12 protein-coding genes are annotated in these 12,388 nt (G+C 59.9%); 6 read left to right on the top strand and 6 right to left on the bottom strand.

What is annotated here, in order from left to right:
* Positions 1-36 precede the first annotated feature (36 nt).
* On the top strand, positions 37-690 hold the full coding sequence (locus ACQUTG_RS08770; RefSeq protein WP_428919033.1) for an alpha/beta family hydrolase: 654 nt from the start codon (positions 37-39) through the stop codon (positions 688-690).
* On the opposite strand, the gene ACQUTG_RS08765 is transcribed toward ACQUTG_RS08770, so the two are convergent.
* Complete coding sequence (locus ACQUTG_RS08765; protein ID WP_428919032.1) at positions 659-2,524, bottom strand: sensor domain-containing diguanylate cyclase; 1,866 nt, start codon at positions 2,522-2,524, stop codon at positions 659-661. The genes ACQUTG_RS08770 and ACQUTG_RS08765 overlap by 32 nt on opposite strands.
* Before the next feature lie 112 nt (positions 2,525-2,636).
* On the opposite strand from ACQUTG_RS08765, the gene rlmM reads away from it, so the two are divergent.
* Positions 2,637-3,710 (top strand): 23S rRNA (cytidine(2498)-2'-O)-methyltransferase RlmM, encoded by a 1,074-nt coding sequence (gene rlmM, locus ACQUTG_RS08760; RefSeq protein ID WP_428919031.1) that lies wholly within the window; start codon positions 2,637-2,639, stop codon positions 3,708-3,710.
* 20 nt (positions 3,711-3,730) lie between these two features.
* Here rlmM and ACQUTG_RS08755 read toward each other — a convergent pair whose 3' ends face one another.
* A complete protein-coding gene (locus ACQUTG_RS08755) occupies positions 3,731-4,021 on the bottom strand; it encodes an antibiotic biosynthesis monooxygenase family protein (RefSeq protein ID WP_428919030.1) in 291 nt (96 codons plus the stop codon).
* An 87-nt stretch (positions 4,022-4,108) separates the two neighbouring features.
* Here ACQUTG_RS08755 and tusA point away from each other — a divergent pair, with 87 nt between their 5' ends.
* Positions 4,109-4,348, top strand: coding sequence for a sulfurtransferase TusA (gene tusA, locus ACQUTG_RS08750; protein WP_428919029.1), 240 nt, complete (start codon positions 4,109-4,111; stop codon positions 4,346-4,348).
* Between the two features lie 8 nt (positions 4,349-4,356).
* Here tusA and dsbD read toward each other — a convergent pair whose 3' ends face one another.
* Complete coding sequence (gene dsbD / locus ACQUTG_RS08745) at positions 4,357-6,282, bottom strand: protein-disulfide reductase DsbD (protein ID WP_428919028.1); 1,926 nt, start codon at positions 6,280-6,282, stop codon at positions 4,357-4,359.
* A gap of 128 nt (positions 6,283-6,410) precedes the next feature.
* Between dsbD and ACQUTG_RS08740 the strand changes: the two genes are divergently transcribed.
* Genes ACQUTG_RS08740 through pdxB form a run of 3 tightly spaced genes read left to right on the top strand, consistent with a single transcriptional unit; the run spans position 6,411 to position 9,454 of the window.
* Positions 6,411-7,001: an elongation factor P hydroxylase gene (locus ACQUTG_RS08740; RefSeq protein WP_428919027.1), complete on the top strand. Its 591-nt coding sequence runs from the start codon at positions 6,411-6,413 to the stop codon at positions 6,999-7,001.
* On the top strand, positions 6,998-8,284 hold the full coding sequence (locus tag ACQUTG_RS08735; protein ID WP_428919026.1) for a DEAD/DEAH box helicase: 1,287 nt from the start codon (positions 6,998-7,000) through the stop codon (positions 8,282-8,284). Before ACQUTG_RS08740 ends, ACQUTG_RS08735 begins: the two co-directional genes overlap by 4 nt.
* 15 nt (positions 8,285-8,299) lie before the next feature.
* Positions 8,300-9,454: a 4-phosphoerythronate dehydrogenase PdxB gene (pdxB, locus tag ACQUTG_RS08730; RefSeq protein WP_428919025.1), complete on the top strand. Its 1,155-nt coding sequence runs from the start codon at positions 8,300-8,302 to the stop codon at positions 9,452-9,454.
* A gap of 171 nt (positions 9,455-9,625) precedes the next feature.
* Here pdxB and htpX read toward each other — a convergent pair whose 3' ends face one another.
* From htpX to ACQUTG_RS08715, 3 genes are all read right to left on the bottom strand, one after another.
* Positions 9,626-10,507: a protease HtpX gene (gene htpX / locus ACQUTG_RS08725; RefSeq protein WP_428919024.1), complete on the bottom strand. Its 882-nt coding sequence runs from the start codon at positions 10,505-10,507 to the stop codon at positions 9,626-9,628.
* A gap of 93 nt (positions 10,508-10,600) precedes the next feature.
* Positions 10,601-11,068 (bottom strand): hypothetical protein, encoded by a 468-nt coding sequence (locus ACQUTG_RS08720; protein ID WP_428919023.1) that lies wholly within the window; start codon positions 11,066-11,068, stop codon positions 10,601-10,603.
* Positions 11,069-11,078: 10 nt separating this feature from the next.
* The gene (locus ACQUTG_RS08715; RefSeq protein WP_091999942.1) at positions 11,079-12,293 is read right to left on the bottom strand and encodes a pyridoxal phosphate-dependent aminotransferase; all 1,215 of its coding nucleotides are present in this window, start codon (positions 12,291-12,293) and stop codon (positions 11,079-11,081) included.
* Positions 12,294-12,388 lie beyond the last annotated feature (95 nt).

The following is a 12,388-nucleotide window of genomic DNA, read 5'->3' as shown; positions in this document are numbered from 1 at the left end:
GGTATGATAGTCCCTGATTTGGCAGAGGTGAATTCAGTGGAATTGATTAAGAGCAATTACTACCAAAATCAGCCGAAAGTCGTACTGATTCTGGCCCATGGTGCCGGCGCACCGGCCGATTCTCCGTTCATGGAGGAACTGGCCGGAGCGCTGGATGCGGAGGGGATCGCTGCGGTGCGGTTCGAGTTTCCGTATATGCAGAAGCGCCGGGAGGATGGCAAGAAACGGCCGCCAGACCGGCAGCCCCGACTTCTTGAGAGTTTCCGTAGCGTTGTGGAGCAAGTCCGGTCAGAGGTGGGAGATGCGTGCCCGGTCCTCATCGGTGGCAAATCCATGGGCGGGCGAATGGCCAGTCTCCTGGCAGCCGGAAAGGGCGGGATCGACGGGGTGGTATGCTTCGGTTATCCGTTTCATCCCCCCGGAAGGCCGGATAACTGGCGTATTGACCATTTTCCCCGAATCGAGTGCCCCATGCTGGTGGTCCAGGGAACCCGCGATCCGTTTGGCAAGCCGGGTGAGGTGAATGAGCGGCAAAGTGAGCTCGGGTCTTGCCAGGTGGTATGGCTGGAAGGTGGTAACCACGACTTCCAGCCGCTGGCCCGACAGGCGGAAACCGGCCAGGACCTGATCAACGAGGCCGCCCGTCACGTCCGTCAGTTTATTGAGTCGCTGGTGCGCCCTGATCAGTGAGTTCCGGCTCGGCGATTTGTACCCGGTCACGCCCGGAGGCTTTGGCCCGGTACAGCGCATCGTCGGCACGGCGGAACAGCGCGCTCTGGTCCTCCGGGGCTGCAAACTCTGCTACGCCAGCACTCAGAGTCATGGTAAGGGTCTTGCCGTCGGGCGTATCCAGCGGCGTGTTCCTCAACTCATCGAGTATCGCCTGGCACACGTTGCGGGCGCCCGCGCTGTCGGCGCCGGGTAACAGCACGGCAAACTCCTCGCCACCAAAGCGGATGGCTATATCCCTGGGACGTTTCACATGGCGGGAGAGGATGTCGGCAATCAGTTGCAGGCAGGTGTCCCCGAAACCATGGCCCCAGCTATCATTCACTGCCTTGAACCGGTCGGCATCGATCAGGGCAAGAGTCAGAGGTTGGCCGGTCCTCCTGGCTTCGGCACAAAGTTCCGGAAGGATGTTGTCCAGATGCCGGCGGTTATACAGGCCGGTCAGCGGGTCGTTCAGGCTCAGTGCCGCCAGTTTCCGATTGGCTTTTTCCAGTTCCCGCATGGCGTTGCGCAACTGTGAGGTGCGTTCGTGCACCTTGAATTCGAGCTGCGTGCGGGCCTTGTGCTCCACCTCGAGGAGTTTCTGGTTCAGCAGGCGCCAGCGCTGGACCATGGCGTAGTTCAGCAGGATGACCTGACCGCCGATGGTTACCTGCATCAATGATTCCCGTGCCAGGAAGTCGGCAAGATAACCGAAAGCCGCCAGTGCATAGATGAGGGCGCCGGCGAGCATGACCATCCAGGACAGCAGGTACCAGATGGCGGGTGGATAGCCCTGGCGCCAGCGAATCCCCGCTGAGATCAGCAGGCTGGCGATGACGGTCAGAGCCAGAACCGTGTTCAGGATGATGGTTTTGTTGTAGGGCAGAATGAAGGTCAGTCCCAAAAAGACGATACAGAACCAGGCCTGGGCCTTGAGGGTGGTGTTGGCGAGGGTATCCGGCTTCACTTCCAGGAAAGACCGACCGAACAGGGTCATGGCCAGGGCGCAGAGTCCCAGGGCCAGAGGAATCGAGGTGTTGGCAAAGCCGGCGCTTTCGGGCCAGAAATACTGGTTGGCAAAACCGCCCATGGCAAACAGGAACAGGCCCATGGCGGCCATGTAAAAGGCATTGTAGAAGTAGTAGACGGTCCCGGAACTGAAGAACAGCAGCAGATTGAAGGCGGCAAAGATTGCCAGCGCTCCGTAGAACAGCCCGTGGGTCAGGGTGAGGTGATTGCTGGTGGAGATGACCTCGGCCGGGGTTTCCAGAGACAGGGGAACGTTGAGCGCGCCACTGCTGCGGATGCGGATTGTGACATCAAGCAGCTCCTGCGACCCGAGGGTGACGGGCAGCAGGAAATACCGATAATCTATGCCCCGGGAGGCAAAGGGGTATTGGTCGCCTGTTGCCAGTTTCCGGGTAGCGCCATCGCGACCGGAGGTCCAGAATGTCACCTCGTCAAGAAGGGGATAATCCAGCTTGAGATACCAGAACCCCCGGGTATTGCCGGTATTGGCCAGTTGCAGGTTCAGCCAGTACACCGATTCTGTATGACTGAATACCAGGTCATGGCCGTCTGCTGCGGTCCAGGCCAATGACTGCGGCAGGTCTTCCGGAGCTGTAGCCTGGTGGGCGGCATCTTCCGGGTCGGCGCTGTGGAAGCAGACATAGTCCATCAGGTTGTGGCGGGCGCTGTCGTCTGCGACATCCAACACCGGACATGTGCCCGGAGAGAGGGGCTGATTGGCCCAGGCCAGGGCAGACAGGCAGCAGATCATGGCTGCAGACATAAGCCGGATCAGAGTTGGCATTCAGCGCTTCCAGCAACAAAGTGAGCTGGAAGTGTAGCCAACGTACACAATCTTCACTGTTAAACAGATTCAAATTTGCGGGTTTCAGGCAGGAGTCCGCTACAGGGGCAACATGGAACAGATTCTCGCATTCTGCCGGCCCGGCTTCGAGACCGAGGCCGGGCGGGAACTTACCGATTCCGCGATGGAATCCGGTATGTATGGCTTTTTCGAACCGGTGAGGGGCGAGGGCATAGTCTGGTTTTCTCTACCGGGCCCTGAACCTGCCGAGGAGCTGTTGGCTCGGGTCAGGCTGGCGCAACTGGTGTTTGTCCGGGATTGGCTGGTGGTGCTCGAGCGGCTGGAGTTACCGTCAGAAGATCGGGTAGGTGCGGTCATTGAAGGACTCCGACAGCTGGACGGTGGTTGTCCGGAGTGTGCCCGGGTGGAAATCCGCCTGTTGGAAAACAATGCTGACAGGGACCTTGGCAACTTTGCCCGGAAGTGGGTGGCCCCACTGTCAAAGGGGCTCAGGGGCGCAGGGCTCCTGCAGGACGTAGAAGCGGACACGCCTGCCCGGCTGGAGATTTTCCTGCCGGATTTCGGCCATGCAGTGGTGGGCTTCAGTCTCCGGAATAACCGGGCCCGCTTCGTGGGTGGCATCCCGCGGCTTCGGCTTCCGGCGTCGGCTCCAAGCCGCTCGGCACTGAAACTGGAGGAAGCCTGGAAGGTGTTCCTGCCTCCTGAACAGGAGCTGGAGTATCTTGGGGGAGGGAAAAAAGCCGCGGACCTGGGCGCCGCTCCTGGTGGCTGGACCTGGCAGCTGGTCCGTCAGGGCATGCTGGTCACTGCGGTGGATAATGGCCCGATGGATCCGGACCTGATGGCCTCCGGTCAGGTTGAACATGTTCGAGCCGACGGCTATAGCTGGCGGCCGAAGCGCGGTATCGACTGGATGGTCTGCGATATTGTGGATCAGCCCAGAAAGACGGCACGCCTGGCGGTGGACTGGGTGGGTTCCGGTTTATGCCGGTTTACCGTATTCAACCTGAAACTGCCCATGAAGAAACGCTATGAAGAGTGGCTGATCTGCCGCGAAATCATTGAGGAGGGGCTGGCCCGGGCGGGCGTCGGCTTCCGAATGCGCGCCCGCCACCTGTATCATGACCGGGAAGAGATCACCTGCTTTATCGAGCGCATTGGCTGATCAAGTTTGATCCGGTGCGATCAGATTGCGTTCTGCTCGAGCACCGTGATGACTTCATCCTTGTCCATCATCGGGACGAGTTCTGCCATCAGATCCTTGCGTTCCACGGAGTGGTACCAGCGGTCCCAGTCGGCTTCCGAGCGCCAGTTGGCGAGGGTGATGCGGTGATTGGGGTCGTGGCTGTCGACCAGGGTTTCCCCGGAGATGAAGCCCGGCGCCGCCACTGCCTGCTGCAGCACAAGGCGGGCCCGTTGTTCATAGGCTTCTTCCAGGGATTCGGCGATATGGCGTTCGATCAAAACCCGTATCATGGTTTTCCTCCGTACATTTTTAACTGTTATAAACAGCAATTTAGCACGAATTTCTGAAAAATCAGCTTAACCAGAAGGAGTGATCGTTTGACGGCCACTGAATTTGACGCCGAACTTGATGCCCGGGGCCTGTTCTGCCCGGAGCCGGTCATGATGCTCCACAACCGCATTAACGACGTCGAGCCCGGCGGCGTTCTGCGGGTGGTGGCGACCGACCCTTCCACCACCCGGGACATTCCCCGTTTCTGCCAGTTCCTCGGGCATGAGCTGGTGGGACAGGCGGAGCAGGAGGGGGAGTTCGTCTACCTGATTCGTCGTGGCGGATGATCCGGCCATCAGGTCCGGATCGGTAACCGCTCAAGGTGGGCCAGGAACTCCCGCTTGTCCATCTCACCGAGGATCCGTTGGTCTTCCAGTTCGTCGCCATCAGCCTGGAAGAACAGGATCGCAGGTGGGCCAAACAGGCCAAGTTCGTTCAGCAAGGCCTGTTGTTCGGGTGTATTCCGGGTCATGTCGATCTGCAGCAGGGTATAGGATGACAATGCCCGGCCAACCTGAGCATCGCTGAAGACGTTGCGTTCCATGACTTTGCAGGAAATGCACCAGTCCGCATAGAAGTCGAGCATGACCGGTTGATTCCGGTCCCGGGCAGCCTGCAGCAACCTCCGGATTTCCGCCGGCTCCTCGACCCGTTGGAACTCCGCGTGGCTGCCTGCCGCCTGAACTGAAGGTGCCGAAGAGGCAACCGTGAATGGCGCCAGGGGTTTGAGTGGATCGTTGGCGCCACCCACCGCCCCGGCAAGCAGTGCCAGGCCGTAAGCGAACATGATCAGTCCCAGCCCCTTACGGGTCCGCTGCCAGCCGGCCTTGGCGGCGTCAAAGGCACCGAGCTGGACCCCGGTGATGGCAATCAGCAAACCCCAGAGGGTCAGGGCCACCCAGGCAGGAACCAGTCGCTCTACCAGCCAGATGGCCACCGCCAGCAGCATCACACCGTAGAAGTGTTTGACGGCAGTCATCCAGTGGCCGGTGGTGGGCAGCAGCTTGCGGCCGCCAACCGCAACCAGGATCAGCGGAACGCCCATGCCCAGACCGAGCGCAAACAGAGCGACACCGCCGGTAACCGCATTCTGGGTGGTGGAAATATACAGCAGGCTGCCCGCCAGTGGTGCCGAGACACAGGGCGAGACGATCAGCGCCGACAGGGCTCCGATGCCGAAAATGCCTGCGACCCGGGACCCGGTGAGCTTGTGGCTGGCGTTGTTGAGGGAATCCCGGATGAAACGCGGCAGCTGGATCTCGAACAGGTCAAACATGGAGAGTGCAAACACTACGAACAGCGTGGCAAAGACGCCCAGAACCCACGGAGACTGCAGCTGGGCCTGCAGGTTGAAGCTGGCGCCCAGCAATCCGGTCAGAACACCGGCAGCGGCATAGGTCAGCGCCATACCCAGTACGTAGCTCCCCGAGAGCATAAGGGCATGGCCCGTCGTCCGGGTATTATGACCGGACACCAGGGTGGAGATGATGGGAACCATGGGCAGGACGCAGGGCGTGAAGGTCAGCCCCAGGCCCAGCAGGAAAAACAGACCGGCAATGACCAGGACAGATTGCTCGGAGAGGAAGCCCGCCAGGCCGGTGGCCGAGTTGGTATCGACGGACACGTCAGCGCCTGCGGAAGATGCAGATCCGGCCCCCGCTGCGGTCGCGGTTCCGGTCGGGCTGCCCGTCGCGGTTGTCGCAGAGCCAGAGCCAGCATCAGAACCGCCGGGGTAATATAGTACCTCCCGGGTCTGAGGTGGGTAGCACAGCCCGGCCTCGGCGCAACCCTGGTAGGTGACCTCGAGAGTGGCCTCGCGTGCACCTTCCGGCAGGTTGACGGGCACGCGAGCTTCAACCGGCTCATAGAAGACAGTGACTTCACCAAAGAATTCGTCGTTGGTGGTTTCGCCCTGCAATGAGAAGGATGGTTCTCCCACGGTCACGCCGTCAGTAACCGAGGTGACGGCAACGCGGTTCTGGTAAAGGTAGTGACCGGGTGTGATGTTCCAGTTGAGGGTAACCGCGCCCTGATCCGTGGTGTAGTTGAAGGGCAGCGCCTCGTCTACGGGGAGGAAGTCATTGCCGCCACCGAACAGGCTGGAACCGGAACTGCCAAGGGCATGGGCCGTGGAGGCGAACAGGGCCAGGCAGGTGGCCAGGAAAAAAAAGATGGTGAAGGCTATCTGGCGAACGCGGTCGGCATAGATCGGGTTTGTCATCTGGTGTGCAAGTTCCCGGTTATAGGTGTGTGGACGATTCCTGCTCCGACGGCAGTGGACAAAGGGTTGCGGGTAAAGTTCCCGGTGGTCTGGTATTGGATGCGTTAAAGTCGCACAATAGCCATCCAATGAATCACAGTCCAAACGATCTTATCATGCTGTTCAATGACCTGTTCCGGGAGCCATTCCGGACGATTCTGGTCAGGGGCGGCTCAGAACCCGAGTACCTGCCCGCTGACGGACCGTCCGGTCTGGCCCGGGTCGTGTTTGCTCACGGTTATTATGCCAGCGCTTTACATGAAATAAGCCACTGGTGTATTGCCGGTGAGCATCGCCGCACACTTCACGATTATGGTTACTGGTACTGCCCGGATGGTCGCACTGCGGAACAACAGCGGGCCTTTGAGCGGGTAGAAGTCAGGCCCCAGGCCCAGGAATGGCTGTTTTCAGTGGCTGCCGGCTCACGCTTTCACATCAGCGTGGACAATCTCTCCGGTGATGGGGCCTGCGACGAACAGCAGTTCCGTGCCAATGTCCTGGCACAGGCCGAGCGTTACCTGGTCGAGGGGCTACCGTCCCGCGGGCAGCAATTTTTTGATTCACTGAAGAGTTTTTATGGAACCGCCCGGAACTTCGATAACGCCTGGCAACGGGACGTGCAACGCCTGGTTCCACCCAATTCGCTTTCTGACAGAGTAAGGAATACAGAGACTGTATGACATCTGACCCCAAACACACCGGCGATCTGAAGTTCAGTGACCTGAACCTGGACAAACGCCTGCTGGACGCCATCACCAACATCGGATTTGAATACTGCACGCCGATCCAGGCAGAAACGCTCCCGTGGACGCTGGCCTGTGAAGATCTGATTGGTCAGGCCCAGACGGGTACCGGCAAGACCGCGGCCTTTCTGATCACCGCCATCCAGACACTGCTGGAAACTCCGATTCCCGAAAAAGACCGCTTCGCCTCCGAGCCCCGCGTACTGGCGCTGGCGCCAACCCGGGAGCTGGCGATGCAGATTGCCAAGGACGCCGAGCAACTGTGCCAGTATACCGGGCACAACGTTGTCACCGTGGTTGGCGGCATGAACTATGACAAACAGCGGGACCAGCTCCAGAATGAAATCGTGGATATCCTGGTGGCCACACCGGGGCGGCTGATCGATTTTCTGGGTTCCCAGGATGTCTTCCTGGACCAACTGGACATCCTGATCCTCGACGAAGCCGACCGGATGCTGGACATGGGCTTCATCCCGGACGTGAAACGGATCATCCGCAAGTGCACCCCCAAGGACGACCGTCAGACCCTGCTGTTCAGCGCCACCTTCAACCAGGACGTGCTCAACCTGGCGTCCATGTGGACCAGCAACGCCGAGTTTGTGGAAATCGAGCCTGAGCAGAAGACCGCCGAAAGGGTCGAACAGACCGTCTATCTGCTGGGTGAAGATGAAAAACTGCAGGTATTGGTCAATTACCTGAAACGCCCGGAAGTGGAAAAGGCCATCGTCTTCGCCAACCGCCGGGACCAGTGCCGGGACCTCGAGGAAGATCTGAAAAACCAGGGGGTCAAGGTCTCCCTGATGTCCGGTGAGATCGCCCAGAACAAACGCCTGCGTACCCTCGACCAGTTCAAGAAAGGCAATATCCAGGTGCTCGTTGCTACGGACGTGGCCGGCCGGGGCATACACGTCAACGGCGTCACCCACGTGTTCAACTACAACCTGCCGGACAACGCGGAAGACTATGTGCACCGCATTGGCCGGACCGGGCGCGCGGGCAGCAAAGGGGTATCTATCAGCCTGGCCGGTGAGGACGACTCGTTCACCCTCCCGGCGATCGAGACCTACATCAACCAGAAGCTGAAAACCGAAGTTCCTGACGATACCCTCAGAGCACCCCTGGAAAAGCCGGCTATCACCCGCAAGCGCGGTGGCCGCCGCAGTGGTGGCGGCGGACGTCCCCAGGGCGGCCGCGGCTCCCAGCGCCAGCGCAGGAACTGAAGGACGTAGACGACCATGCTGATCGTAGCTGACGAGAATATTCCGTTACTCGACTCCTTCTTCGGAGATATGGGCGAAATCCGCCGGGTTTCCGGCCGCCACATGAGCCCCGAAGACGTGCGGGATGCCGACATCCTGCTGGTCCGGAGCGTAACCCGGGTCAACCGCGAACTGCTCGAAGGCAGCCGTGTCCGCTTCGTTGGAACCGCTACCATCGGCACCGATCACGTGGATCTCCAGTGGCTGGAAGAGCAGGGCATCCGCTTCTCCGCCGCGCCGGGCTGCAACGCCAACAGCGTCGTCGAATACGTTCTTTCGGTACTTTCACTTTATGCCGAGAGGCGTGGCCTGACTGACTGGACGGACCTGAGTGTCGGTATCGTCGGTGTCGGCAACGTCGGCGGTGAGCTGGCAGCCAAGCTGGAACGCCTCGGCTTCACCACCCGACTGTGCGATCCGCCCAGGGCCGAACGGGAAGGCGAACAGGGCCCGGAATTCGTCAGCCTGGACGAAGCCATGGAATGCGACGTGGTCAGCCTCCACACTCCGCTGACCCGGAACAGCCCCCACGCCACCTTCCACATGATCGGAGAACGCGAACTCGCCGGACTCACCTCCGACCAACTCCTTATCAGTGCCGGCCGTGGCGAAGTAATCGATACCTCGGTCCTCAAGCAGCGCCTGACCTCCGCCAACCCGCCTCTCGTTGCCCTGGATGTCTGGGAGCGGGAACCGAAAATCGACCCGGAACTGGTGGACCTGGCTTGGCTGGCAACCCCCCACATCGCCGGTTACAGCCTGGAAGGTAAGGTCCAGGGCACCGAAATGATCTATCAGGCGCTCAGCAACTTCCTGGGTCTGCCGATCCGCAAAAAAGCCGGCCAGTTCCTCCCGGAACCCGCTTTGAGCAAGGTTTCGTTTACCTCGGCGGCTGACGAAGACAAGGCCATCAAGACCGCGCTCAGGGCCTGTTACGACCCCCGAGAGGACGATGTCCGTTTACGCCTCGCCATGAACGGTAGTGCAGAAGAAAGGGGCGCCGCGTTCGACCGCCTGCGCCGGGATTACCCGGTAAGAAGGGAATGCTCCAGTCTGAAGGTCCAGCTCAAAGGAACCAGTAAGTCCCTGCAGGACAGTTTCAGAGCGATTGGTTTCAAACTGAAGATCTGAGGGATGTCCGTCAGGCGTTAACTTGGGGGGAGCTCCGCTGGTGGGGCCACCCTTCCGAAACACGCTCCTGGCGGCACGTCCCTGTGACGCTTGAGCTCCGCCATCCATGGCTCCGCACAGTTTCGGAAGGGTGGCCCCACCAGCGGAGCTATCGAACCTTTGTGCAAGTCTTCAGAGATTCGCTTCCTGCAGCGCTCGAATACGATCTTCCAGCGGCGGATGCGTCATGAACAGAGCGCTCAGACCCGCCCGGGCACCGCGGTTGATACCGAACGCCTGCAGCGAATCCGGCATCTGATCCGGCACTTCACTTTCCTGTTTCAGCCGTGCCAGAGCATTGATCATCGCCGAGCGACCCGCCAGCTGGGCACCGGCAATATCCGCCCGGTACTCCCGGCGACGGGAGAACCAGAACACGATAGTACTGGCCAGGATGCCAAGAACGATCTCAGCGACAATGCTCACGACAAAGAAACCGATGCCGTGGCCCTGTTCATTCTTGAACACTACCCGGTCCACAAAAGAGCCGATCACCCGCGATGCGAAGATCACGAAGGTGTTCACCACACCCTGAATCAGCGCCAGGGTCACCATGTCCCCATTGGCCACGTGACCGATCTCGTGACCGAGTACTGCCCGAATTTCGTCCTTGTTGAAACGGTGCAAAAGGCCCTCACTGACGGCCACCAGCGCATCATTCTTGTTCCAGCCGGTGGCGAACGCGTTGGACTGGGAAGCGGGGAAAATGGCCACCTCCGGCGTCTTGATTCCCGCGTTGCGGGCCAGTTCCGCGACGGTATCCACCAGCCAGCGCTCGGCCGGAGTCCGGGGTGATTCGATCACCTGTGCCTTGGTACTCCATTTTGCCATCGGCTTGGAAATGAACAGTGAAATCAGGGCACCGGCGAAGCCGAACACTGCCGCAAATGCCAGCAGCGAGCCGTATTCGATGCCTTGCTGGCTCAGGTAACTGTCGACACCCAGCAAACGCAGGGTAAAACTGGCCACCACGATGACCGCGAGGTTGGTCGCCAGAAACAGCAGTATGCGCATGTTAATTCCTTGAAAGTTCAGTCAAAGACACAATTCACCCATCTGACCGGAATATGCGGCCCGGGTTCTCGGCTTCAAGAGTATTACCGCGATTTAATGGTAGCTGCTGTCGGCGAAAAAAGTAGCCTGGACCACCTGGCTGATGCGCCCAGAGTTGCCGCTCTTCAGCGCCTGGCGGATCAGATGGATATGGGTGGAGAGGTCCCGCCGGACGGACCGGGGCAGGTTGTCGGTTTTGGCCATTTGTACACCGGCTGCATCGGCCAGGGCTTGGGGCGCCGGAGCGCTGAGCCGGATGAAGGCATCCCGGGTCAGCACAGCCTGGTCGAGGGCTTCCTGACGGATGGTATCCACGTAGCGTAGTAGCCCTTCCTCCTCAAGCCAGAGCAGGGCGCCGAAACAGGCCATGTGCCGCTTGCTGTGCAGGCCGAACTCATCGGGCTCGTCCGGCCCGGCAATGTCTTCCACGAACAGGTTCACCCGGCGCGGAAAGACACCGTAGAGTTGGACCAGGGCGACGGCGACGTCCTTATAGAATTCCTCGACGTGAATGTCTGCCATAACTTGTCCGTTACTGCTGGTATTTGCTCAGGAAATTGCCGAGGCGGCCCATGGCGTCCTCGAGAGTGTCCGCCCTCGGCAAAAAGACCACCCGCAGGTGCTGTTTGTCATCCACGTTGAACGCCGACCCCTGTACCAGCAGGATCTTTTCCTGCAGCAGCAGGTCAAGTACCAGCTTCTCGTCATTGACGATGGGGAACTTCTTCGGATCCAGTTTCGGGAACAGGTACAGAGCACCTTCTGGCTTCACACAGCTGACACCGGGAATATCGTTCAGCATCCGCCAGGCGGTATCGCGCTGCTCGAACAGGCGGCCCCCCGGGGCGACCAGATCGTCGATGGACTGGTATCCACCCAGGGCGGTCTGGATGGCGAGCTGGGCCGGCACGTTGGCGCACAGGCGCATGTTGGAGAGCATCTCGATGCCTTCCACCAGGTCCCGGGCGCGGTGTTTGGCGCCGCTGATGATCATCCAGCCGGAGCGGTATCCGGCCGCGCGGTAATTCTTGGACAAGCCATTGTAGGTGAAGAACAGGACATCATCCGCCAGGGAAGCGGTGGACACGTGCCGGGTGCCGTCGTAGAGAATCTTGTCGTAGATCTCGTCCGACAGCACGATCAGGTTGTGCTTGCGGGCCAGTTCGATGACCTGCTCCAGCAACTCGGTGGAATAGACCGCCCCGGTCGGGTTGTTGGGATTGATCAGCACGATGGCACGGGTGCGCCGGGTGATCTTCTTGCGGATATCGTCAATATCCGGAAACCAGTTCTGTTCCTCATCGCAGCGGTAATGCACCGGTTTGCCACTGGACAGGGTGACCGCGGCGGTCCACAGCGGATAATCCGGTGCCGGAATGAGTACTTCGTCCCCGGTGTTGAGCATCGCCTGCATGGACATCACGATCAGTTCACTGACGCCATTACCCAGGTAGATGTCGTCAATATCCACCTTGTCGATGCCGCGTTGCTGGCAGTAATGCATGACCGCCTTGCGGGCAGAGAACAGGCCCTTGGACTCCACATAGCCCTGAGCCTGATGCATATTGTAGATGACGTCCTGCTGGATCTCTTCCGGCACATCAAGCTCGAACGCGGCCGGGTTGCCGATGTTGAGCTTGAGTACCCGGTGACCTTCTTCTTCCAGCCGACGCGCCTCACGCAGAACCACTCCACGAATTTCGTAACAGACGTTATCGAGCTTGGCGGACTTGTAGTAGTTCTGCATGAATTCAGGTTCCTTGAGAGGTAATACGGATACACAGCCGTCCGGTTGACGGAAGGCTTTATTCTATCGGAGCGAGGGTGCGCTACAACAGGGTA

The organism is Marinobacter sp. DUT-1 (assembly GCF_050379415.1).
Lineage (GTDB): Bacteria > Pseudomonadota > Gammaproteobacteria > Pseudomonadales > Oleiphilaceae > Marinobacter.
This window is presented reverse-complemented; position numbering and strand designations above follow the sequence as displayed.